General features: G+C 59.6%; 27 protein-coding genes. 21 read left to right on the forward strand and 6 right to left on the reverse strand.

The features are described 5' to 3' along the window. Positions 1-54: 54 nt before the first annotated feature. Positions 55-831: a sulfite exporter TauE/SafE family protein gene (locus GYN01_RS13255; RefSeq protein WP_048401668.1), complete on the reverse strand. Its 777-nt coding sequence runs from the start codon at positions 829-831 to the stop codon at positions 55-57. A gap of 94 nt (positions 832-925) precedes the next feature. On the opposite strand from GYN01_RS13255, the gene GYN01_RS13260 reads away from it, so the two are divergent. From GYN01_RS13260 to GYN01_RS13330, 15 genes are all read left to right on the forward strand, one after another. Then, positions 926-1,834: a LysR family transcriptional regulator gene (locus tag GYN01_RS13260; protein WP_203307269.1), complete on the forward strand. Its 909-nt coding sequence runs from the start codon at positions 926-928 to the stop codon at positions 1,832-1,834. A 214-nt stretch (positions 1,835-2,048) separates the two neighbouring features. Then, positions 2,049-3,257: a PepSY-associated TM helix domain-containing protein gene (locus GYN01_RS13265; RefSeq protein WP_048402008.1), complete on the forward strand. Its 1,209-nt coding sequence runs from the start codon at positions 2,049-2,051 to the stop codon at positions 3,255-3,257. After that, the gene (locus GYN01_RS13270; protein ID WP_048366100.1) at positions 3,254-3,799 is read left to right on the forward strand and encodes a hypothetical protein; all 546 of its coding nucleotides are present in this window, start codon (positions 3,254-3,256) and stop codon (positions 3,797-3,799) included. The genes GYN01_RS13265 and GYN01_RS13270 overlap by 4 nt, the downstream gene beginning before the upstream one ends. Before the next feature lie 35 nt (positions 3,800-3,834). Then, on the forward strand, positions 3,835-4,140 hold the full coding sequence (locus tag GYN01_RS13275; RefSeq protein ID WP_173427004.1) for a hypothetical protein: 306 nt from the start codon (positions 3,835-3,837) through the stop codon (positions 4,138-4,140). Next, positions 4,137-4,691: a DUF6162 family protein gene (locus tag GYN01_RS13280; RefSeq protein WP_048401662.1), complete on the forward strand. Its 555-nt coding sequence runs from the start codon at positions 4,137-4,139 to the stop codon at positions 4,689-4,691. The genes GYN01_RS13275 and GYN01_RS13280 overlap by 4 nt, the downstream gene beginning before the upstream one ends. Before the next feature lie 34 nt (positions 4,692-4,725). Beyond that, positions 4,726-5,664: a metal ABC transporter substrate-binding protein gene (locus GYN01_RS13285; protein ID WP_048366103.1), complete on the forward strand. Its 939-nt coding sequence runs from the start codon at positions 4,726-4,728 to the stop codon at positions 5,662-5,664. Next, entirely contained in the window at positions 5,661-6,416 is a 756-nt protein-coding gene (locus GYN01_RS13290) for a metal ABC transporter ATP-binding protein (protein WP_203307270.1), read from the forward strand. The genes GYN01_RS13285 and GYN01_RS13290 overlap by 4 nt, the downstream gene beginning before the upstream one ends. Continuing rightward, positions 6,413-7,312 carry a metal ABC transporter permease gene (locus tag GYN01_RS13295; protein ID WP_048366105.1) on the forward strand — a complete coding sequence of 300 codons (900 nt, stop codon included), beginning with the start codon at positions 6,413-6,415 and terminating at the stop codon, positions 7,310-7,312. The genes GYN01_RS13290 and GYN01_RS13295 overlap by 4 nt, the downstream gene beginning before the upstream one ends. Further along, positions 7,313-8,218: a metal ABC transporter solute-binding protein, Zn/Mn family gene (locus GYN01_RS13300; RefSeq protein ID WP_203307271.1), complete on the forward strand. Its 906-nt coding sequence runs from the start codon at positions 7,313-7,315 to the stop codon at positions 8,216-8,218. A 179-nt stretch (positions 8,219-8,397) separates the two neighbouring features. Continuing rightward, the gene (locus GYN01_RS13305; protein ID WP_203307272.1) at positions 8,398-8,649 is read left to right on the forward strand and encodes a DUF1654 domain-containing protein; all 252 of its coding nucleotides are present in this window, start codon (positions 8,398-8,400) and stop codon (positions 8,647-8,649) included. 4 nt (positions 8,650-8,653) lie between these two features. Next, entirely contained in the window at positions 8,654-9,343 is a 690-nt protein-coding gene (locus GYN01_RS13310; RefSeq protein ID WP_048366108.1) for an endonuclease, read from the forward strand. A 157-nt stretch (positions 9,344-9,500) separates the two neighbouring features. Then, a complete protein-coding gene (locus tag GYN01_RS13315) occupies positions 9,501-10,214 on the forward strand; it encodes a GntR family transcriptional regulator (RefSeq protein ID WP_048366109.1) in 714 nt (237 codons plus the stop codon). After that, on the forward strand, positions 10,211-11,215 hold the full coding sequence (locus GYN01_RS13320; protein ID WP_048401654.1) for an ADP-ribosylglycohydrolase family protein: 1,005 nt from the start codon (positions 10,211-10,213) through the stop codon (positions 11,213-11,215). Before GYN01_RS13315 ends, GYN01_RS13320 begins: the two co-directional genes overlap by 4 nt. A 94-nt stretch (positions 11,216-11,309) precedes the next feature. Further along, positions 11,310-12,773: a purine-cytosine permease family protein gene (locus GYN01_RS13325; protein ID WP_048401652.1), complete on the forward strand. Its 1,464-nt coding sequence runs from the start codon at positions 11,310-11,312 to the stop codon at positions 12,771-12,773. Further along, positions 12,766-13,701 carry a PfkB family carbohydrate kinase gene (locus tag GYN01_RS13330; protein WP_203307273.1) on the forward strand — a complete coding sequence of 312 codons (936 nt, stop codon included), beginning with the start codon at positions 12,766-12,768 and terminating at the stop codon, positions 13,699-13,701. Before GYN01_RS13325 ends, GYN01_RS13330 begins: the two co-directional genes overlap by 8 nt. Here GYN01_RS13330 and GYN01_RS13335 read toward each other — a convergent pair. Further along, positions 13,691-13,831 carry a hypothetical protein gene (locus GYN01_RS13335; protein WP_203307274.1) on the reverse strand — a complete coding sequence of 47 codons (141 nt, stop codon included), beginning with the start codon at positions 13,829-13,831 and terminating at the stop codon, positions 13,691-13,693. The genes GYN01_RS13330 and GYN01_RS13335 overlap by 11 nt on opposite strands. Positions 13,832-13,932: 101 nt before the next feature. Between GYN01_RS13335 and lpxO the strand changes: the two genes are divergently transcribed. Next, a complete protein-coding gene (lpxO, locus tag GYN01_RS13340) occupies positions 13,933-14,832 on the forward strand; it encodes a lipid A hydroxylase LpxO (protein ID WP_048366113.1) in 900 nt (299 codons plus the stop codon). A 58-nt stretch (positions 14,833-14,890) separates the two neighbouring features. Here lpxO and copD read toward each other — a convergent pair whose 3' ends face one another. Continuing rightward, the gene (gene copD, locus GYN01_RS13345) at positions 14,891-15,739 is read right to left on the reverse strand and encodes a copper homeostasis membrane protein CopD (RefSeq protein ID WP_203307275.1); all 849 of its coding nucleotides are present in this window, start codon (positions 15,737-15,739) and stop codon (positions 14,891-14,893) included. A gap of 4 nt (positions 15,740-15,743) precedes the next feature. Further along, a complete protein-coding gene (gene copC / locus GYN01_RS13350) occupies positions 15,744-16,118 on the reverse strand; it encodes a copper homeostasis periplasmic binding protein CopC (protein ID WP_048401647.1) in 375 nt (124 codons plus the stop codon). Positions 16,119-16,227: 109 nt separating this feature from the next. On the opposite strand from copC, the gene GYN01_RS13355 reads away from it, so the two are divergent. Then, positions 16,228-16,773 carry a histidine phosphatase family protein gene (locus tag GYN01_RS13355; protein ID WP_048366116.1) on the forward strand — a complete coding sequence of 182 codons (546 nt, stop codon included), beginning with the start codon at positions 16,228-16,230 and terminating at the stop codon, positions 16,771-16,773. A gap of 6 nt (positions 16,774-16,779) precedes the next feature. Here GYN01_RS13355 and bkdR read toward each other — a convergent pair whose 3' ends face one another. Next, positions 16,780-17,268 carry a Bkd operon transcriptional regulator BkdR gene (gene bkdR, locus GYN01_RS13360; RefSeq protein WP_048366117.1) on the reverse strand — a complete coding sequence of 163 codons (489 nt, stop codon included), beginning with the start codon at positions 17,266-17,268 and terminating at the stop codon, positions 16,780-16,782. Positions 17,269-17,474: 206 nt separating this feature from the next. Between bkdR and GYN01_RS13365 the strand changes: the two genes are divergently transcribed. The 4 genes from GYN01_RS13365 to lpdA are packed head-to-tail and all read left to right on the forward strand — an operon-like array spanning position 17,475 to position 22,451. Further along, positions 17,475-18,710 (forward strand): 3-methyl-2-oxobutanoate dehydrogenase (2-methylpropanoyl-transferring) subunit alpha, encoded by a 1,236-nt coding sequence (locus tag GYN01_RS13365; RefSeq protein WP_048366118.1) that lies wholly within the window; start codon positions 17,475-17,477, stop codon positions 18,708-18,710. Positions 18,711-18,714: 4 nt separating this feature from the next. Continuing rightward, complete coding sequence (locus GYN01_RS13370; protein ID WP_048366119.1) at positions 18,715-19,770, forward strand: alpha-ketoacid dehydrogenase subunit beta; 1,056 nt, start codon at positions 18,715-18,717, stop codon at positions 19,768-19,770. Continuing rightward, on the forward strand, positions 19,771-21,060 hold the full coding sequence (locus tag GYN01_RS13375) for a dihydrolipoamide acetyltransferase family protein (RefSeq protein ID WP_048366120.1): 1,290 nt from the start codon (positions 19,771-19,773) through the stop codon (positions 21,058-21,060). Between the two features lie 2 nt (positions 21,061-21,062). Next, entirely contained in the window at positions 21,063-22,451 is a 1,389-nt protein-coding gene (gene lpdA, locus GYN01_RS13380) for a dihydrolipoyl dehydrogenase (protein WP_203307276.1), read from the forward strand. A 63-nt stretch (positions 22,452-22,514) separates the two neighbouring features. Here lpdA and GYN01_RS13385 read toward each other — a convergent pair whose 3' ends face one another. Next, positions 22,515-24,158 (reverse strand): ABC1 kinase family protein, encoded by a 1,644-nt coding sequence (locus GYN01_RS13385; RefSeq protein WP_203307277.1) that lies wholly within the window; start codon positions 24,156-24,158, stop codon positions 22,515-22,517. Positions 24,159-24,341 lie beyond the last annotated feature (183 nt).

Here is a 24,341-nt window from a genome sequence, read left to right on the forward strand (position 1 = left end):
GCCTGCCCATTTAACGCCACCTTGCGAGGCAAAACAGCCCTGTTTGAACCTGGACTAAAACCCGTTCATATAAGCGCGATAGATCAGCATCGCACCGCTGGCCAATAGGATCACATTCACTACCCGTATGAAGGTTTCACGCGACACTCTGAGCGTAATGTGGTTGCCCGCCCAAAGCCCCACGATCAAGGCCGGTAATAAATAGAGCGCCATCACCAACAATGAAAGGTCGGTATAGGTGCCCGCCAGGGTTAACATCGTCAGCCGTACCAAGGTACTGATCCCGATCAAGGTACTTTGTGTGGCACCGGCTTTTTCTTTCGTCTGGAGACGGCCATTTAAATAAATGGCGTAGAAAAATCCGCCACTGCCAAACAACGCGCCCACTAATCCGCCACTGACCCCCAAGGGCATTGCCCATGCAGTCGGTAATACCGTCTTTGGTCGCGGCGTGAGTAACGCATAGACGGCATACAACGTGACAAAACAGCCCATCATCAACAGCAGTGCATCCGCCTGAGTGCTCAGCAGTATTACGATGCCCGCCACACTGCCGAGCGCCATAAAGGGCACTAACCTGAACAACTCTGCATGCACCACATTTTTATATGAGCGCGCCAATCGGCCAAAAGCTGCCACACAGTCCAATAACACCAACAAGGGAATGACTTGCGACAGCGGCATGTAATGAAGCAGCACAGGTCCGGCCACCAGCGCCGTTCCAAACCCCGCAATACCAAAAATGACATACGCCACACTGACTGTCGCAAAGATGATTAAAAACTGTGCCTGCGCATACGGGGTATGAAGAATAAAATCGAGCATTGCCAGAACTTCCCTGGTATTTGAGACAGCCTACCCAACCCTGAAAAGCTCGACTAATATCAAAAAAACAAGCCACCTATCTCATTTCGGCATAGCTCTTATGATTTCGATGAAACAGTTACGCTATTTTGTAGCCATCGCAGAAAACGGCAGTTTCATGGCAGCGGCACAAACGCTGTTTATTGCTCAATCGGCACTCAGCCGACAAATCCAGGCATTAGAAAAACACTTGGGCATTCTGTTATTTGAGCGCACCGCGCGCCAACCGGAGCTGACCCACGCCGGTTTAGCCTTCTTACCCAGAGCCAAAGCTATTTTGATTGACGTTGAAAGTGCCAGCCGCCTGGCCACCTCAACGGGTCTGGGGCAAAGCGGCACACTCCGCTTGGGCCACGCCAGCACCGTGCCACTGATCGGCAGGTTAAAAGAGGTGATGGGGCTGTACCTGGAAGCATCCCCTGATGTCTGCATTGAAGTGTCAGAAGAATCCTCAGAAACACAACTATTGAACCTGGTGGAGGGCCGTACCGATGTGGGCTTGCTCCGACTCCCGGTGCTGCATCAATTGAATGACATCACGCTTGTCCCGCTCTTTACCGAGAAGGTGGTGGTGGCCGTGAGCCCCAGTCACCCGCTGGCCTCCCGGCAGCGCATGACACTGGTCGAGTTGCAGGACGAACACTTTGTAACGATCACCCACGCCAAACGTGGCGGCCTGAGTTCCCTTTCTTACGATCTGTGCGCGCGCGCCGGGTTTTCGCCAAAATCAGCGCAGGTTTATTCACTCAAAAGTACGCAGTCGATGCTGATTCAGGCCGGATTCGGGATCGCATTGCTGCCTGCCTCCACAGTGCGGGCGTGTTCTTTGCACGGCATTGAGTTGGCTGATGACGGCTGTGAGAGCACTGTCGCGCTGGCGTATCGCGAACGCGGCCCATCTTTGGTGACGGCCTTCGTCAAACACTTCCAGCATGTCTGTGCTGAACATCAAGTGCCCGTCCACGGCTAATTTTCCATTCCCTCATTCGTTACCCGTGAGCGCTCTTCATTCTCTGGCCTGCAAAGGCCGCCGGGCGCAGGTGTTTCTGCGCCCCAGACGCCCGTAGAAACAATTCTTTACATCTCAAGGTTAGGGTTTTGCCTTTCTCATCCGTCCTACATGGATAAGCAATCGCTTCTCAATGGCGATTAACACCCGCTCAACCGCGAGTTTGCCGTTTCCCATGTCCAAAAAGTCCCGCTCCAAGCTCTGGTTTCTGGTTCACAGTTGGCTCACCCTGCCGATCTGGTTCTTTGTGCTGATTGTGTGCGTCACCGGCACCCTGGCAGTGGTCAGCCAGGAGATTGTGTGGCTCGCCACCCCTGAAGCCCGCGCCAGCCAACCCTCGGACGACGCACCGCTGCTCACCTATGAGCAAGTGCTCAACGCCATTCATCAGGCAGAACCCAAGCTTGCCGTGCAGTCGATCAGCCGACCGGACGAATCGCATTTCGCGCTGGTGGCCGATGTGGTGTACCCGGACGGGCGTTCACCGTCGCTCTATATCAACCCGTACACCGGGGCGATTCAGGGCGAGAGCCCTGCTTTCGACTTCAAGGCCTTTACCCGCGCCCTGCACGGTTGGTGGCTGGTGCCGTTCACCAACGGCTACAGCTGGGGCTGGTATTTGGTGTCCTTCCTCGGCTTGCCGCTGCTGGCCTCGTTGGTCACGGGGCTGGTGGTGTACAAAAAATTCTGGAAAGGCTTCTTCAAGCCCAACCTGCGCTTCAAGCACGGCGCACGGATTTTCTGGGGCGACTTTCATCGCCTGTGCGGCATCTGGTCCATCTGGTTTATCGCGGTGATCTCCATCAGCGGCCTGTGGTTTCTGATCCAGGCGTTCATGTTCGATAACCAGATTTCCATTTCCACGGAAGGCAACCCGCCGGTGGTGGCGCGTCAGGATGTGCCGATCATGCCAGACGGCAAACCGGCCCCGCAGATCAGCCTGGACAAGGCCGTGGCCATTGCTGCAGAGAAAATCCCGGGGCTTGAAGCCAGCTTCATCAGTTTGCCCAGCAATGCCTTCGGCCACATCGAAGTCGGTGGGCCGGGCTGGTATCCCCTGCTGTTCCAAACCGCCGACATCAACCCGTATAACGGCCTGATCGAAGGCTCACGGATGATCGCCGACCGCTCCGGCCTGGAGCTGGTCACAGAGTCCATGCGCCCTTTGCACACCGGTGACTTCGGCGGCCTGTGGGTCAAGCTGATCTGGTTCTTCTTCGGCCTGATCCTGAGCATGATGGTGTTGAGCGGGCTATTGATCTGGACCAAACGCACCGCGCTGGCCACCGCCAATGCGCTCAAGCGCAGCCATAAGCCCGCACGCTCAGTACCCGCCCAAGCGGCCACCGCCCGCACTGACGCCACCTCGGAGGCCAACGCATGAGCAAGGCAGCGGCTGCACAGCCGACTTCCAGCAGCCTAAGCCGGTTTTGGCATAAATGGCGCTTTCACATCAACCTCCTGCTGTTGCTGGTGCCGTTGGGCTTCATGCCCAAATACTTTGCCGATGCGTCGCTGTTTCGCGGCGACAGCGGCTTGGGCGAGCGCGAAATCGGCACCGTAGAGGTCGGCCCCTGGAGTCTGCAACTGGCCGAACTGCGCGATGAAGCCCCGCGCCCCGATGGCCCCGCAGGCTACATGAAAAGCTTTAACGCGGCCTTGTGCGACGCCTGCATCGAACCGGTCAAGGCCGTTTACCTGCGTGTTGGCAAGCCGCGCAGCTTGCGCACCGCCGGGGTGATTTTCTTCGGCACGCCTTATCGCCTGGGAGCCACCGTGCCGATCCCCCTGCGCACCCAAGAGGAGGCCGACCTGTGGATCACCCTGGAAGGCTGGGACGGTTCGGTGCATCAGGCATCCATTCCCCTGAAGCAAGCCTCACCGGCCACGGTGGCCTGGCTCAAACAACGAGGAGGCAAATCATGAGCGCACGTTTGTCCAACCGCCAAAAACGACGGCTAATGACCGCAGGTTTGGTGGTATTGCTGGGGGTCAGCCATCAGGCGTTGGCCCACAACCCCATGTGCGAATGCAAAGAAATCGAAGGGGCGCAAATACGCTGCACAGGTGGGTTCTCGGATGGCAGCGGTGCGCCGGGCGTCACCCTGGACGTCATCGGCTACGACGAGACCATTCTGGTACCCGGCAAGCTGGGGACCGATTCGACCCTCACCTTCAAAAAGCCCGATGCTGAGTTTTATGTGCTGTTCGACGCAGGTCCCGGCCACATCGTCGAAATTGACCAAGCCGACATCGAGGCCCCATGAACACTTACGTCGTGCGCCCGGCCGGAGCCGGGCATGAAACCCTTTATGTGCTGCTGTTATGCCTGTTGATCCTGACGGTCGCAGGTTCGGTGGTGGCCTGGCGTCACGAAACGCAAGCCGTCACCTCGGTGGCGTCCCATCAACTGGATGCACGACGCGATCTGAACGCCGCCGAACAAGGGATCTATGCCGACCTGCGCGTCACCCTCGACGAAATCCAACTGTTAGGCGAAGACTCAAACGCCCTTCCCGAACCCGCCGAACTGGCCGCTGAAGGTTTTGCACCGTTTGCCACCGATGCCAGCTCAGTGAGTCGCGGCGGCCATCAATGGCAGTTGCTCGGCGAGCAGGCGTATCTGGGCATCAGCCCGAACCCAAGCGTTGCCGGCTCGTTTTTACTGCGCATTGGCGCGCAGCCTGACGTGTGGCTTAACCGCAACAGCGCTGTCAGCGCTCCGACCGATTTTAGCGATGCAGCCCTGAACCAGAGTGGCTGGCAGCAAGTGATCGCGCAATTCGATGCCGGGGTGACTCGCCAGCATCGGCACTGAACCCACCGCTTGACCTGAGAGAAGACTGCTCGCCATGTCCATTTCATCTGTTCTGCGTCGCCGCACCTTGTTGCTGGCCGGCCTGTTTGCCTTTTGCCTTGCGCCGCAAGCCTTTGCCGACACCCCTGCACCGCTGGCCAAACCGTTGCGCATTGGCATCACCCTGCACCCGTATTACAGCTACGTGAGCAATATCGTTGGCGACAAGGCCGAGGTCGTGCCGTTGATTCCGGCAGGCTTTAACCCCCATGCCTACGAACCCCGTGCCGAGGACATCAAACGCATCGGCACGTTGGACGTGATCGTGCTCAACGGCGTTGGCCATGACGACTTCGCCGACCGCATGATCGAAGCCAGTGAACGCCCCGACATCCCGGTGATCGAGGCCAACCAAAACGTACCGTTGCTGGCAGCCACCGGCAATGCGGCTCGCGGTGCTGGCAAGGTGGTCAACCCGCACACCTTTCTGTCGATCAGCGCCTCGATTGCTCAGGTCAACAACATTGCCCGCGAGCTGGGCAAGCTTGACCCGGCCAACGCCAAAACCTACACCGCCAATGCGCGCGCCTATGGCAAACGCCTGCGCCAGATGCGCGCCGCAGCGCTGGCGAAACTGACCGAAGCACCCAATGCCGACCTGCGCGTGGCCACCGTACACGCGGCTTACGACTATCTGCTGCGCGAATTCGGCCTGGAGGTCACCGCCGTGGTCGAGCCTGCACACGGCATCGAACCAAGCCCCAGCCAACTGAAAAAAACCATCGACCAATTGCGCGCGCTGGATGTGAAAGTGATTTTCTCGGAGATGGACTTCCCGTCCACCTATGTCGAGACCATTCAGCGTGAGTCCGGGGTCAAGCTGTACCCGCTGTCGCACATTTCGTATGGCGATTACAGCGCCGATAAATACGAAAAAGAAATGACCGGCAACCTCAATACCGTGGTCAAGGCGATACAGGAGGCAGGCGCATGAGCGCAGCTGAGCCTTTGGGCACCGTCACTGTAGGCCCGGGCGTGGCGTTTGATCAGGTCTCGCTGACTCTGGGACGCACCCTGATTCTGGATCATGTCAGCTTCAACATTCGCCCCGGCAGTGTGCACGCACTGGTCGGACCCAACGGCGGCGGCAAAAGCTCACTGATCAAGACCCTGCTGGGGCAAATGCCCCATCAGGGCCGTCTGTGCCTGAGCTGGCCTGCCGAACCTGGCCTGATCGGCTACGTGCCACAAGCACTGGAATTCGACCGCGGCTTGCCCATGACCGTCGACGATTTCATGGCCGCCATGTGTCAGCGCCTGCCTGCATTCATGGGGCTGTCACGCAAGGTGGCGCCAGCGATTGGTGACGCGCTGGAGCGGGTGGGCATGCAAGACAAACGCAAACGGCGCATGGGCGCTCTGTCCGGTGGCGAGCGCCAGCGCGTATTGCTCGCGCAAGGGCTGATTCCCTCCCCGCAGTTGCTGGTACTGGATGAACCGATGTCTGCGCTGGACGAAGCCGGTGCTCAAGTCTTTGAGCGCCTGCTCGCCGACTGGCGGCAGAGCGGTGTCACCGTGGTGTGGATCGAGCATGACTTGGCAGCGGTCAAACGCTTGGCAGAGCGCGTAACCGGCCTCAATCGCCGCGTGCTGTTTGACGGGCCTCCCGAGCACACCCTCAGCCCCGATCGCTTGCTGAGCCTGTTCTCAACCCACCCCACCGCTCAGGGGAGTGCTCACTCATGAGTTACGAAGCATTTCGCCTGATGGTGCAGGGCTGGGCCACAGCGGGTTACCTGCCCGAAGTTCTGGCCTATGGTTTTGTCGTCAACGCCCTGCTCGCCGGGCTGCTGATCGGCCCCGTGCTCGGCGGCCTGGGCACGCTGGTGGTCGTAAAACGCTTCGCGTTCTTTTCCGAAGCGGTCGGGCACGCGGCGCTGACCGGCGTGGCCATTGGTATCTTGCTCGGCGAACCCTACACCGGCCCGTATGGCAGCCTGTTCGGCTATTGCTTGCTGTTCGGCATTTCCCTGAATTACTTGCGTAATCGCACCGGGTTGGCCCCGGACACCTTGATCGGCGTATTCCTCTCCGTCTCGTTGGCACTGGGCGCCAGCCTGCTGCTGATTCTGGCGGGCAAGATCAACGTGCATATCCTCGAAAACGTACTGTTTGGCTCCGTTCTGACCGTCAACGGCAACGATCTGCTGGTATTGGCCATTGTCGGCGCGTTGGTGCTGGGGCTGAGCCTGCCGCTGTACAACCGCATCATGCTCGCCAGCTTCAACCCGCAACTGGCCGCCGTGCGCGGGGTCGCCGTGAAGTCGCTGGACTACTTGTTCGTGATTCTGGTGACGCTCATCACCGTGGCCGCCGTGAAAGTCATCGGTGCGATTCTGGTCGGCGCCTTGCTGGTCATACCCGCAGCGGCTGCGCGCTTGCTCAGCCAGTCGCTCAGAGGCTTCTTCTGGATCTCGGTCCTGATTGCCACTGTCAGCACGCTCTGCGGGATCCTGCTACCGATTGTGTTCGACCTGCCCATCCCCTCCGGCGCTGCGATCATTCTGGTGGCCGGTATCGCCTTCGCCCTCGCTGCCATTGCGCGCGGGGTGGTCCCCAGCTTGAAAGGGAATATTGGATAAATGCACACTTTGCGCACCCTCACCCTCGCGCTGGCCCTCACCGGCCTGTTCAGTTCACCGCTTCAGGCCGCCGATGCGCCCTCACCACCGGTGCGCATTCTGGCCAGCCTGCCCATCACCTATGGCTTGGGCCAATGGTTGCTCAACGACAGCGGCGTGAGCCTGGAACGCGCCGCTGCCGCCAACTTGCCCGGCAGTCGACAGAGCGCCTACTTCAGCGGTCGCGGCGCCCCTGCCCTGCACAAACTGGCTGAACACGCCGACGCGGTGATCGGGCTGCGCTCCGTGTGGAACGATGACCCGCTCTACCCAATGGCACGGCGCAGCAACATCCGCATCGTCGAAGTCGATGCCGCACGCCCGGTCGACGGCAGCTTGCCGGGCATCGCCTTGCAACCGGGCACCCCGCACGACGGTCTCAACAGTCAACCGTGGCTGGCGAGCAACAACATGGGGCGTATGGCCGACGTTATCGCAGCCGACTTGGTGCGCCTGGCGCCCGCCGCCAAACCGCAGATCGAAGCCAACCTGGCAGCCCTCAAGCAACGCCTGCTCAAACTCAACGCCGACAGCGAAGCGCAACTGGCCAAGGCCGATAACCTGAGCGTGGTGAGCTTGTCCGATCGACTGGACTACCTGCTGGGCGGCTTGAATCTGGAGCGCGTGAACTTCGAGCACACTCGCGACCAGACGTGGACACCCGACACCCTCAAGGCCCTGACCCAAACCCTGAAAGACAATGACGTTGCATTGGTGCTGGACCATCGCGCACCGTCCGACGCATTAAAAACAGCGGTGACGCAAGGTGGCAGTGAACTGCTGGTGATCAGCACGGACGGCGCTGACCCGGTCGCCGAATTGCAACGCAATATCGAGGCGATTGTTAAGGGGTTGACCAAGAGCTAAGGCATTTTCACATCGCTGCAAACTCGTTTGCGGCCCTGTATACAGGGCCGCAAACGGAGCCGCTCATGTCAGCAATGGATAACCGCACACCGCGTAAAAACATCGCCGATGCACAAACGGTTGCGAAATGACGCGCAGTTAAATACTGTATGCGCATACAGCTAACCAAGGATCGCATCATGGCTAAAAAAGCAGCGAAAGCGCCAACCCCTCCGACCCCCTACGAACTTTTCGGACTTCGCATTCAAAAAGAAATCAGCTCTCCCAAGGCACAAAAAGCCAAAATGGCTGTCCTTTTGCGTCAGGAAGGTGACAACCCGGAGTGGTGGGAACGCCTGATAGAAGAAATCTCCGAAAACGATAACGTCACCATTGCCCACCGGGATTGTGGTGGGGTCAACGTTTTCTGGACCGTGATCGAGGAAGACTGAGTTAATGAGGGTTCGTTTACTGGCACTCGCCAGCCTCTTCACTGCTTTAAGCGTACAGGCGGCTGCGCCGCAAACCTTTAGCGAAGCAAAAAAGGTTGCCTGGAAGCTCTACGCGCCACAGTCCACCGAGTTTTACTGTGGCTGTAAATACACTGGCAACCGCGTCAACTTGCAAGCCTGTGGTTACGTGCCGCGAAAAAATGCCAATCGCGCGGCACGCATTGAATGGGAACATATTGTTCCGGCGTGGCAAATTGGTCATCAACGTCAATGCTGGCAAAAAGGTGGACGCAAAAACTGCACCCGCAACGACCCGGTGTACAAGGTGGCTGAGGCCGACTTGCACAACCTGGTGCCAAGCATTGGCGAGGTCAATGGCGACCGTAACAATTTCAGCTTTGGCTGGCTCCCGGCACAACCCGCCCAGTACGGTTCGTGTTTGACCCAGGTCGACTTCAAAGCCAAAAAGGTCATGCCACGCCCCTCCATTCGCGGGATGATTGCACGCACCTACTTTTATATGAGCAAGCGCTACAATTTACGCCTGTCCAAACAAGACCTTCAGCTGTACCAGGCTTGGGATAAAACCTACCCGGTGCAGGCGTGGGAACGTCAACGTAACCAGGCGGTTGCCTGTGTCATGGGCCGCGGAAATGAATTTGTCGGCCCCGTTAATCTCAAGGCCTGCGGCTGAATTAAAAGTCGGCTTTACTTAGCCTTGGGTCCTGCACCCAATGCAGGATTCAAGGTGTCCACACATGAGTAGACCGGTTGGGGTGCCTTGGCGTTTTACCCTCATCAAAGAGGTCCATTTATTGCCCAAGTGCCATTACTGAGCTATTACTCTGCACATGATTAGACAAGCTCGTTCCAACAAGAAACAACGCGTGGTTGATGAACTCGTTCACCGGATAGAAAGCGGGCTGTTAGCCGATGGTTTACCCCTCCCTGAAGAAGACCAGCTGGCTCAAGAGTTGGGCGTCAGTCGTAGCACGTTGCGTCAGGCCTTGACTGAACTGGAGCACCGGCGTTACATCGCGATGCAAACCGGCGGCGGCTCTGTTGTCACCTATGACGGCATGACGCTGGACCAAAACAACGGCTGGACTCAGGCACTGGCCGACACCGGCGCACGTATCCACACTGAGTTGCTGCGATTTGAAACCATCGAACGGCCTGAGTTGCTCCATCAATTTGGCGTGAGCCATTTCATTGCGCTCGACCGTCGGCGACGACGGGCTGATGGCACCGCCGTTTCGCTGGAGCGCTCACTGATGCCTGCCACCCACGGTCTTGAAAGTTTGCCGCGTGTGGGACTGATCGATGATTCGCTGACCATTACCCTCGCCGCCTATGGCTTCGTGGGCGAGCGGGGTGATCAATGGATCGGGGCCGAACCTTTGAGCGAGGAAGAAGCGCTGCTGTTGGGTCGTGCGCCCGGCACGGTTTTCCTCAAAGCCTTGCGCACCACCTACGACCGGCAGGGGCGTTTTATGGAACAGGTCGAAAGCTGGCTTGATCCCCTACACTTTCGGATGCACCAATCGTTTGGAGCGCCAACATGAGTCAACTGGATCGCGCCCTGGGGGCCTTTTACGGGCTGGCATTGGGCGACGCCTTGGGTATGCCCACCCAATCGTTTAGCCGAGCCCAGATCCTCGAGCGTTTCGGCGCCATCACCGATCTGCAAGACGCCCCCGCCGATCAACCCATTGCGCCCAACATGCCCAAGGGATCCATCACCGACGACACCGAGCAAGCCATTCTGGTCGCACAGTTGCTGGTCGAAGGGGATGCCCGCATAGATCCCGCACAACTGGCGCGTCGGTTGATCGACTGGGAAGCCCGCATGCAAGCCAAAGGCTCACAAGACTTGCTGGGCCCTTCAACCAAGCACGCACTCAGCCTGATCCTGGCCGGCCACAGTGTGGCAGAGGCGGGACGCTTCGGCACCACCAACGGCGCGGCCATGCGCATCACCCCGGTGGGGATCGCCTGCGATATCGCCCGCCCCGACCACTTCATCAACGCAGTCGTTCAAGCCTGCCAAGTGACCCATAACACCAGCCTGGGCATCGCCAGTGCAGCCGCCGTGGCAGCCGTGGTATCAAGCGGCATCAATGGCAAAACACTGGAACACGCGCTCAATGCTGGCACTGAAATGGCCTTTAGAGCCGAGCATCATGGGCATTGGGTGGCAGGTGCTCGCATCGGGCCGCGTATACGTTGGGCGCGCGAAGCCAGCACGCGGTGCAATAACGATAACCTGGGCGACTTGCTGTATGACGTGATTGGCACCTCTGTCGCCTCGCAAGAGTCAGTAGTCGCCGCTTTTGCGCTGGCGCAACGTGTGGCCAGTGGCGCCATGAACAGTTTCGACGCGCTGTGCATGGCCGCCAGCATTGGTGGTGATACCGATACCATTGGCGCCGTACTCGGGGCCATGCTCGGCGCGTGCGAAGGGCTGGATCGCTGGCCTGTACCGCTGATAGCCCACGTAATAGAGGTCAATCAGTTGCAACTTGAACCTTTGGTCAAGGCGCTACTGAACCTGCGCAACGCTTAATCTCCCGCGCAATGGAATGCACACAGGCTTGAACACTGAAGCCTGCGCGACACGCTGCTTACAACCATAAAAACAGCCTCAGGAGCTGCATCCCATGAGTCACCTTCGCGTCGGGCACAGTGCCGGACAACTGGAAACCCGCGGCATCGAGCCAGTCCCCGAAAACGAATGCAACGGCAACCCGCTGCAACTGTTCTGGGTGTGGTTTGCCGCCAACATCAGCATCCTCGGCCTGCCACTGGGCGCCACACTGGTCGCCTTTCACCAACTGGCTATCTGGCAAGTCATCATCGTTGCCTTGATTGGCGCTGCCGGTTCGTTCGCCGTGGTCGGGGTGATCTCTATTGCTGGCCGCCGTGGGCGTGCGCCCAGCCTGACTCTGTCGAGGGCTATTTTCGGCGTGCGGGGCAACATCGGTCCCACGCTGGTCTCGCTGATTTCACGGGTCGGCTGGGAAACCGTCAACACCACGACGGCAGCCTTTGTATTACTGGCACTGAGCAGCATCGTGTTTGGCACCCCGACCGAAGCTAAAAGCGCCCCCCTGCTGACGCTGACCTTCATCGGTATTTTTGCCCTGCTCACGCTGGCAGTGTCGGGCTTGGGCCATGCCACCTTGCTGCTAATCCAGAAGTGGGCCACTTATGTGTTCGGCGCGCTCAACCTGCTGGTGGGTGGATTCCTGTGCGCCACCATCAATTGGCAGGCCGTGTTTAGCGCCAGCCCTGCCCCCATGAGCGCAGTGGTTATCGGAATTGGCATCATGGCGGCAGGTACCGGGATCGGCTGGGCCAACGCGGGCGCAGACATGTCGCGCTACCAAAAGCACACCGTCAGCGCAACGCAACTGGTGGCGTCCGCTGCGTGGGGCGCGGGTATACCGCTGGTGCTGTTGATCACGCTCGGCGGCTTACTGTCAGTGGGCAATCAGACATTAGCCTCCGCCACCGACCCCGTTGCCGCGATCCGCAACATGCTCCCGGCGTGGATGGCCGTGCCTTATCTGCTCAGTGCGTTTGGCGGCTTGTTGCTGTCCAATCACCTGTCGGTCTATTCCGCTGGCCTGACCACGTTGACCCTCGGGGTAAAGATCAAACGGGTGCAGGCAGTCGTGGTTGATATCGTCGCTATTTTTTGTGGCTCGATTTACTTCATGCTCTACGCCGACAGCTTTTACGGGCCGTTCATTACCTTTATTTCCCTGACGGCAATTCCAATTACTGCGTGGGTAGCCATCTTTGTCGTGGACTTGATCCATCGTCATTACTACAGCGCCAACGACTTACTGGACGTCAGTGCGAGCAGCGCCTACTGGTACAGCGGCGGTATCGAATGGCGCGCCCTGAGTGCCTGGGCCGTTGCGCTGGTGCTGGGGTTCTGTTTTACCCGCGTGGGCAGCAACGACACGGACTGGTTCGTCGGCCCATTGGCGAACTCCTGGCTGGGCCATCACGGATTGGGCTGGGTCGTCACCTTGGTGGTGGCGGGCGGCTTGTATGCCGTGATGGGTGGCGCCAAAGACCGGCGACGGGCTGTAGAGCGATTTGCCAATGTCTAGATTGCTGCACACCGGCCAAATCATCATCGACCTGGTAATGGCACTCGACACCCTGCCGGTCAGCGGGGGCGATGCCTTGGCAAAAAGTGCCCGTTTTGAGGCAGGCGGCGGCTTTAATGTGATGGCGGCGGCGCAACGCAACGGCCTGTCCACTTGGTATCTGGGCCGACATGGCCAAGGCCCGTTCGGCGACCTGGCGCGTCAGGCGATGCTCGCAGAAGGCATTACCCCCACCCTGGCGCCAGATCCGGACCAAGACACCGGGCTGTGCGTGGCACTGACTGAGGCCAGCGCGGAGCGCACGTTCATTTCCTATATTGGCGCGGAAGGTGTGTTGACGTCCGATGATCTGGCGCGGGTTCGGGTTGAGCCACACGACGCGGTGTATGTCAGCGGTTACAGCCTGCTGCACGGCGCCAAGGCCAAGCCGTTACTGCACTGGTTACTGGGATTGGCGCACAGCGTGCACGTCAGCTTTGACCCTGGACCTTTGCTTGGGGACATCCCCGCCGAGCTGATGCACGCGTTGCTACCGCGCCTCAACCTGTGGACCAGCAACCGCCTTGAGGCGCAGATCCTGACGGGCACTCAAACCCTTGCCCAGGCGTTACTCGCGCTGCAAGAGCGCTTGGCGCGCGACTGCTTGAAGGTGATCCGCGATGGTGCGCAGGGCTGCTGGATCAGCGACCCGCACGGCCAACACGCCCTTGCCGGGTTCAGCGTGCAGGCCGTCGACAGCAATGGTGCTGGCGACGCTCACACCGGGGTATTGATCGCCGCATTGATGGCCGGTCAATCACCGGTTGTTGCTGCACGTCGAGCCAACGCTGGCGCCGCCATTGCGGTCACACGCAGAGGCCCGGCGACTGCGCCACACGACCATGAAATCGACGCTTTCATGGCCCGACATGCGGATTTCAATCTTTAAAAATAGATTTAGCACAAGAGCATTCAGTAAAAATCCTACAAGCAACCCGACCAAAGACTGTAAGCAAAAATGTATAAAAATCTTCATAAAAGCTGGAAAATGCCCAAAGGGCTGTTTTAACCTTACCCATTGGCTTACCTCCTGCGACACCTGTGCCCGGTAAATCTTCAAGATTTCGGGCCAATTGCGTGCACGCGGGACGGCGTTTTCTCTCGACTTGTGACGATACTTTTGAAACTCATCATTATTGCTGTTTACGTTTTGTCCATCGCGTATGTCCACCTGCGGGGCAAGGTTCGGCATAAGCTGGGCCGTCAATTAAGCGACCACTCCACCTTTCTGGCGCCCATCAACTGCTTCCTGTACCTGTTCTCCAAAGTGCCCAGCCAGCCGTACTTCAAACCGGCGGACTTTCCCGAACTGAACGTGTTGCAAGCACATTGGCAAGAGATTCGCGAGGAAGCGCGCCAACTGATGCACGCGGGCGAGATAAAGCGCTCCGAAACCCCCAACGACGTCGGCTTCAACTCGTTCTTCAAAACTGGCTGGAAGCGTTTCTACCTCAAATGGTATGGCGACAATCACCCTTCTGCCGTCGAGTTATGCCCCCGCACCATCGAACTGCTCAACGGCATCGGCACCATCAAGGCTGCGATGTTTGCCGAGCTGCCTCCGGGTTCAAAGCTGGTGCGCCACCGCGACCCGTATGCAGGTTCCTTGCGCTACCACTTGGGTCTGGATACGCCCAACGATCCTGGCTGCTACATCAATGTGGACGGCCAGAACTATTACTGGCGTGATGGCGAAGGGGTGATGTTCGACGAAACGTTCATCCATTACGCCGAGAACAAAACCGACAAAAACCGCATCATTTTGTTCTGCGACATTGAACGCCCGATGCAGTACCGCTGGGCGGCAGCATTTAACCAGTGGTTCAGCCGCACGGTGATGGCGTCCGCCAGCTCACCGAATGACGCGAACGACAAAGTCGGCGGGCTTAATCGCGCCTTTACCAAGCTGTACAAAATTCGTCTACGCGGCAAAGAACTGAAAAAACGCAATCGCACGCGTTACTACCTGGAAAAATGGGCCATTTTCGCCGGTTTGCTGGCGTTGTTCCTGTTGATCTGATGCAGGCGCAGCAGTTGAGTCACCGTGCAGGAGCTGCCGCAGGCTGCGATCTAATGCTTCAGATCACCAGCGGCGGCAACGTCCCCAGCAACGACACGGCAGCCACACCCGCCAGCCCAAGCAACCCTTCCACCAGCACGCTGCGGCGCAAGACCCTGGTATGACCTGCACGGCTCATCAACAGGTTGAACAGCGCCAGCCCCAGCATCGCCACCACCACCAGCACCTTGATCAACAAGATCAAGGCGAAACCGTTAAACAACGGCGTCGGCCAAAACTGCCCCGTGAGCACACGGGTATTGACCAGGCCTGTGAACACGATCGCAGCCACCAGCACACCACCCATTTGGCTAAAGCGCCACAGCAGCCGCTGCACATTCACCTCGCCGGGGTGTTTGAGGACCAGCCATAACACCAGCAAACCGCCCAACCAAGCGCCCACGCCCGTCAGGTGTATCGCTTGATTGAGCATGAGCAATTGCCCCTGCCAACCGTCGAGCATGGCGCCATGCCCAACCGGTGCCAGGGTGATGAGCAACAAAAAACTGAGCAGGCAACGAATCCGCAGCTGAACGCGAGCGTACATAGCCGTGACTAACAGGCCACTGAACAGTAAATGCGCGGCCCACACCTGACCGAAAAAGGTGCTACCCAGTACCAACCACAAGGTCGAAGGTTGCAAGGTGTCTGACCAACTGCCTGCCATTGCTTGCGTGGTCAGCAATAACCAACAGACTGCGCTGGCCAGCGCCGCACAGGCCAGTACGCGGCAGACCGTGAGTAACGCCTGATCAACCGCCCTGCTCACCTCACGGCCTGGCAGCAGACACCGAAAGGCACTGGCGCCAAACATCAGCAGTACCGCGGCAAAATGCACAAAACGGCACACCACCATCGGGTCAGGCATCAACTCACTGACTCACGGTGAAACGGTACTGCCCCTCGCTTTTGTGGGTATCAACCGACACGGCATGCCACTTCACTTGATAGTCACCGGGGGCTAACGGCGCGGCAGGCGTGACGATCAATACTTTTTTGTCCGTGGGTTCGGTCTTGACGCTGCTCACGGGAACGGGTGCTGCATCGCGACTGATCACAACCTTGGTAAACGCCTGCTCGACCCCTTCGGTGAATTGCAGGCGCAGCTGCGCAGGGCTGGCAACGGTGCTGTCCGCGGCGGGCGTCGACTGTTCGAGATGAGCATGGGCAAACGCAGTCCCCGCACTGGCCATCAGCGCCAGCAGGGCCGTGGCATTGAAAAGGTTTTTCAGCAGAGTGACCGGCATGACAATGTCCTTTGATTGGAAATACGCGGTCATAATACGCGCCTAAGCTCGATTGAGGCGCTGCGCTGCCCACACTGATCGCCTGATCATGATCCGGAGGTTTTTACCCATGCCCATTCGTCTCAGCTTTGTATGCCACGCCCGCACCCAGGCCCAGCGCCTGGGACGCTTTGCGCTGGATGAACCGGCAGAAGCCAAAAGCCTGGAAAAAGCCACGCAAATGGCCGCTGTTTTGAAGAAGCCCGTGCGTATCCTGTGCGCGCCGGAAACCCGTGCATTGCAAACAGCACACGCGTTGGGCGGCGAGATTGAAATCGTGCCCGCGCTGGAGGAGTACGATTTCGGCGATTGGAAAGGCCAGAGCCTTGCAGACCTGCAAGAGAGCATCCCGCACGTGCTGGCTGACTGGCTCAGCAACCCCAATGCTGCGCCGCACAATGGCGAATCGGTACAGGATTTGTGCCTGCGCGTGGGCAACTGGCTCGACACGTTTGGCGAAGACGGCCATTTTGCCGTGGTCACTCACCCGTTCGTGATACGCGCCGCCCTCCTGCATGCCTTGGCCGCCAGCACCGCGTCCTTCAACCTGATCGACATTGAGCCGCTGGCCATCGTCGACCTGCGTTTTAACGGGCGCTGGCGACTGCGGTTCTGAGCCGCCCTACTCCTCCAGCACCAACCCGCCCGCCGGTAAGGGCAATGCCGTTTTATAGCGCACTTGCTTAAGGGCGAAGCTGGAGCGGATGTTGGCCACGCCCGGCACTTTGGTCAGAAAGTCCATCATGAAGCGCTCCAGCGCCTGAATGCTCGGCACCAATACCCGGATCAGATAGTCGGGGTCGCCCGCCATCAAATAGCACTCCATCACTTCGGGACGGTCCGAGATCGCCGCTTCGAAATGCTGGAGCGCTTCCTCGACCTGTTTTTCCAGGCTCACATGGATAAACACATTGACGTGCAAGCCCAGCATGTCGGCGTCAAGCAAGGTGACTTGTTCGCGAATCAAGCCACGTTCTTCCATCGCCTTGACCCGGTTAAAGCACGGGGTGGGCGACAAGTTGACCGAGCGCGCAAGGTCCGCATTGGTGATGCGCGCGTTCTCCTGAAGGCGATTGAGAATCCCGATATCCGTTCGATCTAGCTTACGCATGAGACAAAACCACCTGTTTTTTATGTTTATGCAGAATTCTTATCCTTAATCACTGCAAAGCACAACGAACTACAGATAAATAATCTTCACTGTCCGGAATATGATTGTTGTAGGACAAGATCTGCGGGTTTCCCGCAAAGTTCTTGCATGCATTACCTAGCTCCCGCGCCCTAATAATCACGACAAGATCGAGCGTAGAGAAAGCCATGAATCAAGACTATGCACCACTGCGCCTGCACGTTCCCGAACCCTCTGGCCGTCCAGGCTGCAAAACCGACTTCAGCTACCTTCGCCTGACCGACGCCGGTCTGGTGCGCAAGCCCCCTATCGACGTAGAACCGGCTGACACCGCTGACCTGGCCAAAGGCTTGATCCGTGTGCTTGACGATCAGGGCCAAGCCCTTGGGCCGTGGGCCGAAGGCGTGAGCAGCGAGGTGCTGCGGGCCGGGATGCGCGCCATGCTCAAAACGCGAATTTTCGACACGCGCATGGTGGTCGCCCAGCGGCAGAAAAAAATGTCGTTTTATATGCAAAGCCTTGGCGAAGAAGCCATCGGTAGCGCGCAGGCCCTGGCCTTGAACATCGACGACATGTGCTTCCCCACCTACCGCCAGCAAAGCATCTTGATGGCCCGCGACGTGCCGCTGGTGGACCTGATCTGCCAACTGCTGTCCAACGAACGCGACCCGCTCAAGGGCCGCCAGTTGCCCATCATGTATTCGGTCCGCGATTACGGTTTTTTCAGTATTTCCGGCAACCTGGCCACCCAATTCATGCAGGCCGTGGGCTGGGGCATGGCGTCGGCCATCAAGGGCGATACCAAAATTGCTTCGGCCTGGATCGGTGACGGCGCCACCGCCGAGTCCGACTTTCACACCGCCCTCACGTTCGCCCACGTTTACCGTGCCCCGGTCATCCTCAACGTGGTGAACAACCAGTGGGCGATCTCGACCTTTCAGGCCATTGCCGGTGGCGAGTCCACGACCTTTGCCGGGCGTGGCGTGGGCTGTGGCATTGCGTCATTGCGCGTGGACGGCAACGACTTCATCGCCGTCTATGCGGCATCGGTGTGGGCCGCAGAGCGCGCACGCCGCAATCTGGGCCCGACGCTGATCGAATGGGTCACCTATCGCGCTGGCCCGCACTCCACCTCTGACGATCCATCGAAGTACAGGCCAGCCGATGACTGGAGCCACTTCCCGCTGGGTGATCCGATTGTTCGCCTCAAACAGCACCTGATTGCCACAGGCAACTGGTCTGAGGAGGAGCACCTGGCCGTCAGCGCAGAACTGGAAGCCGAAATCATCGGTGCACAAAAAGAAGCCGAGCGTTTCGGCACGTTGGCGGGCGGGCAAATGCCCAGCGCGGCGACCATCTTTGAGGACGTGTACAAAGACATGCCCGAGCACCTGCGCCGCCAACGTCAGCAATTGGGGTTATAACCAGATGAACGACAACAATAAAATTCAGATGGAGAACGCCGTGAGCACCAGCACCATGACGATGATCCAGGCCCTGCGCTCGGCGATGGATGTGATGCTTGAGCGCGACGACAACGTGGTGGTGTTTGGCCAGGACGTGGGCTACTTCGGCGGCGTATTTCGTTGCACCGAAGGCCTGCAAGCCAAATACGGCAGCTCACGGGTGTTCGATGCGCCGATCTCCGAAAGCGGCATTGTCGGCGCAGCGGTCGGCATGGGGGCCTATGGTTTGCGCCCGGTGGCCGAGATCCAGTTTGCCGACTACTTCTACCCCGCCTCTGACCAGATCGTGTCTGAAGCCGCCCGCCTGCGTTACCGCTCGGCCGGTGAGTTCATTGCCCCGATGACCCTGCGCATGCCCTGCGGCGGCGGCATCTACGGCGGTCAGACCCACAGCCAAAGCCCGGAAGCGATGTTCACCCAGGTGTGCGGCCTGCGCACCGTAATGCCGTCCAACCCTTATGACGCCAAGGGCCTGTTGATCGCCTCTATCGAAAACGATGACCCGGTGATCTTTCTCGAACCCAAACGCCTCTACAACGGCCCGTTCGATGGCCACCACGAACGCCCGGTCACGCCGTGGTCCAAACACGCCGCCAGCCTGGTGCCCGACGGCTACTACACGGTGCCACTGGACTGCGCCGCGATTGTGCGCCCCGGCACTGAAGTCACCATCCTGACCTACGGCACCACGGTGTATGTGGCGCAAGTGGCCGCCGAAGAAACCGGCATTGACGCTGAAGTCATCGACCTGCGCAGCCTGTGGCCGCTGGACCTGGACGCCATCGTCAGCTCCGTGAAAAAGACCCGCCGTTGCGTCGTCGTGCACGAGGCCACCCGCACCTGCGGCTTTGGCGCCGAGCTGATCGCACTGGTTCAAGAGCACTGCTTCCACTACCTGGAAGCGCCAATCGAACGTGTGACGGGTTGGGACACACCCTACCCGCACGCACAAGAGTGGGCCTATTTCCCTGGCCCGGCGCGAGTGGGTGCGGCTTTGCAACGGGTTATGGAGGTCTGAATGGGTACGCACGTTATCAAGATGCCGGACATTGGCGAAGGCATTGCGCAAGTTGAATTGGTGGAATGGTTTGTCAAAGTCGGGGACATGGTCAGCGAAGACCAAGTGGTTGCCGATGTCATGACCGACAAGGCCACGGTAGACATCCCCTCCCCTGTGGCAGGCAAGGTACTGGCGCTGGGCGGTCAGCCCGGCGAAGTGATGGCCGTGGGCAGCGAGTTGATCCGCATCGAGGTTGAAGGCGCGGGCAACCTGCGTGAACCCGCGCACCCGGCGGCTGAACCGGCCCCGGCTGGCGCACCAAAAGCGGCGCCACAAGCCCGCGTGGAAGTGGCCAGTGTGGCCGCTGCGGCCGCCAAAGCCGCGCCAGCCTGCGCCCCGGCTGCTCGCCCGGCGCCGGTGGCACGCGAAGCCAACGAACGCCCGCTCGCCTCGCCTGCGGTGCGTAAACGCGCTTGGGATGCAGGCATTGAGCTGCGTTTTGTGATCGGCAGCGGCCCCGCAGGTCGGGTCTTGCACGATGACCTTGAGGCGTATTTGGCGCAGGACGCCAGCCCCGGCCAGACACCGGCCAGCGGTTACGCCAAGCGCAATGATGAACAGCAGATCCCGGTTATCGGCCTGCGGCGTAAAATTGCCCAGCGCATGCAAGACGCCAAGCGCCGCGCCGCGCATTTCAGTTACGTCGAGGAAGTCGACGTCACGGCCCTTGAAGAACTGCGCGCCCAGCTCAATCAGAAATGGGGTGACACGCGCGGCAAACTGACCCTGCTGCCGTTTCTGGCCCGCGCCATTGTCGTGGCGCTGCGCGATTTCCCGCAGATCAACGTGCGCTACGACGACGAAGCGCAGGTCATCACCCGCTTTGGCGCGGTGCACCTGGGCGTCGCGGCGCAGAGCGACAACGGTTTGATGGTGCCCGTGGTGCGCCACGCCGAAAGCCTGACGCTGTGGGGCGCCGCGGATGAAATCACGCGTCTGGCCAGCGCCGTGCGCACCGGCAAAGCGAGCCGCGAAGAGCTGTCGGGTTCGACCATCACCCTGACCAGCCTCGGTGCATTGGGCGGTATTGTCAGCACCCCGGTGGTCAACTTGCCTGAAGTCGCAATCATTGGCGTTAACCGTATCGTCGAGCGCCCGGTGGTGGTTAAAGGCCAGATCGTGATACGCAAAATGATGAACCTCTCCAGCTCCTTCGACCATCGCGTAGTCGACGGCATGGACGCGGCGCAATTTATTCAGGCCATGCGTGGCTTGCTCGAACAACCTGCCACCTTGTTTGTGGAGTGACCATGCTGCCAACTCAACACACCACGCTGCTGATTATCGGCGGCGGCCCCGGCGGCTATGTAGCGGCGATTCGCGCTGGCCAGTTGGGCATCCCGACGGTGCTGATCGAAGGCCAGTCGCTGGGCGGCACCTGCCTGAACGTCGGGTGCATTCCGTCCAAGGCGCTGATTCACGTCGCCGAACAGTTCCACACCACTCAGCGCTACAGCGGCAACAGTTCGCCACTGGGCATTAAAACCGCTGCGCCAAGCCTGGACATCGCGCAGAGCGTGCAGTGGAAAAACGGCATCGTTGACCGCCTGACCACGGGAGTCGGCGCCTTGCTGAAAAAGCATGGGGTCAAGGTCATTCATGGCTGGGCCAATATTCTGGATGGCAAAGCAGTCGAGGTGGACGGCCAGCGCATTGAGTGCGAGCACTTGTTGCTGGCCACCGGCTCAACCTCTGTCGAGCTGGCGATGCTGCCCATTGGCGGCGCGATCATTTCGTCCACCGAGGCCCTGAACCCTGACGCGATCCCCAAACGCCTGACCGTGGTGGGGGCGGGCTACATCGGCCTGGAACTGGGCATTGCATATCGTAAGTTGGGCGCCGACGTCACTGTGGTGGAAGCGCGCGAGCGCATCCTGCCGACTTATGACATGGAGCTGACACAACCTGTCGCTGAGTCCCTCAAAGCGCTGGGCATCACCGTGTACCTGGAACACAGCGTCGAAGGCTTCCAGGCCAGCACGCGTACCTTGTCGATGCGCAATCGCCAGGGCGTAAGCCAGACACTGGAAACCGATCAAGTGCTGGTGGCCGTCGGGCGCCGTCCGCGTACCCGGGGTTTTAACCTTGAAAGGTTGGCGTTGACCATGAACGGTACGGCCATTGGCGTCGACAATCGCTGCCAGACCAGCATGCGCAACGTATGGGCGATTGGTGATGTAACCGGGGAGCCGATGCTGGCTCACCGTGCGATGGCGCAAGGCGAAATGGTCGCTGAAATCATCGCGGGCAAACACCGCGAATTCAGCCCTGTGGCGATTGCAGCGGTGTGCTTTACCGACCCTGAAATCGTGGTGGTGGGCAAAACTCCGACCGAGGCCCAAGCAGCCGGGCTGGATTGTTTGAGCGCCAGCTTTCCGTTTGCCGCCAATGGCCGGGCCATGTCGCTGGAATCCAAAACCGGCTTCGTGCGGGTTGTCGCGCGGCGTGACAATCACCTGATTGTGGGCTGGCAAGCCGTGGGGGTTGGGGTCTCGGAATTGTCGACGGCGTTTGGCCAGTCGCTGGAAATGGGGGCCTGCCTGGAAGACATCGCGGGCACCATTCACGCGCACCCCACCTTGGGCGAGGCGGTGCAAGAAGCAGCCTTGCGTGCGCTGGGGCATGCGTTGCACGTGTAAACGCCACACACTCGCAGACTGCGCGCTTTTAAAGGTTGAAAAACGCGCAGCCTGCCGAGCTTGTCAGCCTTTGAAGAGGCTCCACAAAAACGCCAGCAGGCCGCCCAGCGTGGCAAGCCCGGCCAACCAGCCAATGGCCGACAAGCCATGCCACACTGGCCCTGCCGCCGCGATTTGGGGGCCAAAGGCGATTAATAGCGCGCTGATCAGCAGCGCCAGCGAGAGCCGCGTAGAAGCCAGACGTAACGAGCGCTCCAGCTTTTCAATGCCTGGCATGTCGACTTTCAGATCCAGCACGCCGTGCTTAAGGCGATGCACCAGCAACCGGGTCAGTTTAGGCAAGTCGCCCAACACCCCGCGCCCAAGCTCCAACCCTTCAATGCCAATGCGTTTGGCGACCTTCCAGCTCACTTGCTCACGCAGCATTTTCTCGACCGCAGGCTTGGCCGCCGCTACCAGGTCCAGTTCAGGGTCGAGCCGGGTCAATACGCCGTCAGCGGTGATCAAGGCTTTGAACAACACCAAAAGATCGGGGGGCAACATGAGGCGATGTTCACGCATCAAGTCGAGAAAGTCCGTGATCAGCGCGCTCATTTTCAACGCCCGCCCGCAGTGGCGCGCCATGTAGTGACGCGCAGCGCGTTCAATGTGAGTCAGGTCCTGCACCCGCTCACCGCTCCAGTCGATCAAGACCCCGATCAGCGCCTCGGTGCTGCCCTCGGTCAGGGCGCGCATAAAGGTCATGACCTCAAAACGTCGACGCTCATCGAGGCGCCCAACCATGCCCAAATCGATGAAACCCACACGGTTATCGCTCATCGCCCGTAAATTGCCGGGGTGCGGGTCGCCATGAAACAAGCCATCTTCGAGCACCATTTTGATAAACGCGCGCGCGCCGCGTTGCGCCAGCAGCGCTGGATCAAGCCCTTGGGCTATCAACGCTTCGCGCTCCAGCGGCATGAAGCTGGGCAAGAACTGCTGCACCAACAATCGCTGGCTGCTGTAGGCCCAGTAGATGCGCGGGATGACGATATTCGGGTCACCCGCAAAGTTATGCGCCACGCTGTCGCCATGCTGGCCTTCCTGAGTGAAGTCCAGCTCCTCCAGCATCGCCCGCGCCAATTGGCGCACCAGCTGTCGAGGCTGGTAGACGGCCAGCGCTTCATTTTGCTCAAGCAACTGTGCGACGCTTTCCAGCAATTGCAGATCGGCCGTCATCGTGGCGCGCAGCCCCGGCCGCTGCACTTTGACCACCACCTGATCGCCGTTCAACAAACGTGCGCGGTACACCTGCGCCATCGAAGCGGCCGCCAGCGGCTGGGTCTCAAATTCGGCAAATACGCGGTCAAGGTCGCAACCCAAGTCGTCCAGCACCTGGGCCTCCAATTCGGCCCAGGGCAAGGTCGCAGCGTTGCTGTGCAACGCTTGCAGCTCTGATACCCACTCAGGCGGCAAGATGTCGCTGCGAGTGGCCAAAATCTGCCCGCACTTGATAAACGTTGGTCCCAACGCCTCGAGCGCCATGCGCAGCCGTTGCGCCGTGCTGGCGGGCAGCCCGTCACCCGGCTCGGCCGCGACGACGTCATTGAGCAAGCGCCCCAGCCCCAAACGCAGCAGCACGTCCTGCGCGCCAAAGCGCACCAGCGTGGCCACGATCTGATGAATACGGCGGTGATGCTTCAAGGCGGTCCAGGTGGGTTCAAGCATGGGCACACGTCCTTGGGTCAGGGATTGAAAGAGCCGGGGCGGCGCTTTCTCCGACCGCGCAGGGCGCAAAACATTCGCATGATTAAAGTCCGCACTTGGCTCAATGCCAAGCCCGCGCAAGCAAACGCTGTGCGTGATGGCCCAAGACCAGTAGAATCGCGCTCTTTTTTCCAGGGCGCTCGC

The sequence above is a fragment of the Pseudomonas weihenstephanensis genome (assembly GCF_016812185.1).
Taxonomy (GTDB): Bacteria; Pseudomonadota; Gammaproteobacteria; order Pseudomonadales; family Pseudomonadaceae; genus Aquipseudomonas; species Aquipseudomonas weihenstephanensis.

Excerpts from the sequence above, each read along its gene's own strand:
- GYN01_RS13260 (WP_203307269.1), top strand. The coding sequence starts at position 926 with ATGATTTCGATGAAACAGTTACGCTATTTTGTAGCCATCGCAGAAAAC.
- GYN01_RS13265 (WP_048402008.1), top strand. The coding sequence starts at position 2,049 with ATGTCCAAAAAGTCCCGCTCCAAGCTCTGGTTTCTGGTTCACAGTTGG.
- GYN01_RS13270 (WP_048366100.1), top strand. The coding sequence starts at position 3,254 with ATGAGCAAGGCAGCGGCTGCACAGCCGACTTCCAGCAGCCTAAGCCGG.
- GYN01_RS13275 (WP_173427004.1), top strand. The coding sequence starts at position 3,835 with ATGACCGCAGGTTTGGTGGTATTGCTGGGGGTCAGCCATCAGGCGTTG.
- GYN01_RS13280 (WP_048401662.1), top strand. The coding sequence starts at position 4,137 with ATGAACACTTACGTCGTGCGCCCGGCCGGAGCCGGGCATGAAACCCTT.
- GYN01_RS13285 (WP_048366103.1), top strand. The coding sequence starts at position 4,726 with ATGTCCATTTCATCTGTTCTGCGTCGCCGCACCTTGTTGCTGGCCGGC.
- GYN01_RS13290 (WP_203307270.1), top strand. The coding sequence starts at position 5,661 with ATGAGCGCAGCTGAGCCTTTGGGCACCGTCACTGTAGGCCCGGGCGTG.
- GYN01_RS13295 (WP_048366105.1), top strand. The coding sequence starts at position 6,413 with ATGAGTTACGAAGCATTTCGCCTGATGGTGCAGGGCTGGGCCACAGCG.
- GYN01_RS13300 (WP_203307271.1), top strand. The coding sequence starts at position 7,313 with ATGCACACTTTGCGCACCCTCACCCTCGCGCTGGCCCTCACCGGCCTG.
- GYN01_RS13305 (WP_203307272.1), top strand. The coding sequence starts at position 8,398 with ATGGCTAAAAAAGCAGCGAAAGCGCCAACCCCTCCGACCCCCTACGAA.
- GYN01_RS13310 (WP_048366108.1), top strand. The coding sequence starts at position 8,654 with ATGAGGGTTCGTTTACTGGCACTCGCCAGCCTCTTCACTGCTTTAAGC.
- GYN01_RS13315 (WP_048366109.1), top strand. The coding sequence starts at position 9,501 with ATGATTAGACAAGCTCGTTCCAACAAGAAACAACGCGTGGTTGATGAA.
- GYN01_RS13320 (WP_048401654.1), top strand. The coding sequence starts at position 10,211 with ATGAGTCAACTGGATCGCGCCCTGGGGGCCTTTTACGGGCTGGCATTG.
- GYN01_RS13325 (WP_048401652.1), top strand. The coding sequence starts at position 11,310 with ATGAGTCACCTTCGCGTCGGGCACAGTGCCGGACAACTGGAAACCCGC.
- GYN01_RS13330 (WP_203307273.1), top strand. The coding sequence starts at position 12,766 with ATGTCTAGATTGCTGCACACCGGCCAAATCATCATCGACCTGGTAATG.
- GYN01_RS13335 (WP_203307274.1), bottom strand. The coding sequence starts at position 13,831 with ATGGGTAAGGTTAAAACAGCCCTTTGGGCATTTTCCAGCTTTTATGAA.
- copD (WP_203307275.1), bottom strand. The coding sequence starts at position 15,739 with ATGCCTGACCCGATGGTGGTGTGCCGTTTTGTGCATTTTGCCGCGGTA.
- copC (WP_048401647.1), bottom strand. The coding sequence starts at position 16,118 with ATGCCGGTCACTCTGCTGAAAAACCTTTTCAATGCCACGGCCCTGCTG.
- GYN01_RS13355 (WP_048366116.1), top strand. The coding sequence starts at position 16,228 with ATGCCCATTCGTCTCAGCTTTGTATGCCACGCCCGCACCCAGGCCCAG.
- bkdR (WP_048366117.1), bottom strand. The coding sequence starts at position 17,268 with ATGCGTAAGCTAGATCGAACGGATATCGGGATTCTCAATCGCCTTCAG.
- GYN01_RS13365 (WP_048366118.1), top strand. The coding sequence starts at position 17,475 with ATGAATCAAGACTATGCACCACTGCGCCTGCACGTTCCCGAACCCTCT.
- GYN01_RS13370 (WP_048366119.1), top strand. The coding sequence starts at position 18,715 with ATGAACGACAACAATAAAATTCAGATGGAGAACGCCGTGAGCACCAGC.
- GYN01_RS13375 (WP_048366120.1), top strand. The coding sequence starts at position 19,771 with ATGGGTACGCACGTTATCAAGATGCCGGACATTGGCGAAGGCATTGCG.
- lpdA (WP_203307276.1), top strand. The coding sequence starts at position 21,063 with ATGCTGCCAACTCAACACACCACGCTGCTGATTATCGGCGGCGGCCCC.
- GYN01_RS13385 (WP_203307277.1), bottom strand. The coding sequence starts at position 24,158 with ATGCTTGAACCCACCTGGACCGCCTTGAAGCATCACCGCCGTATTCAT.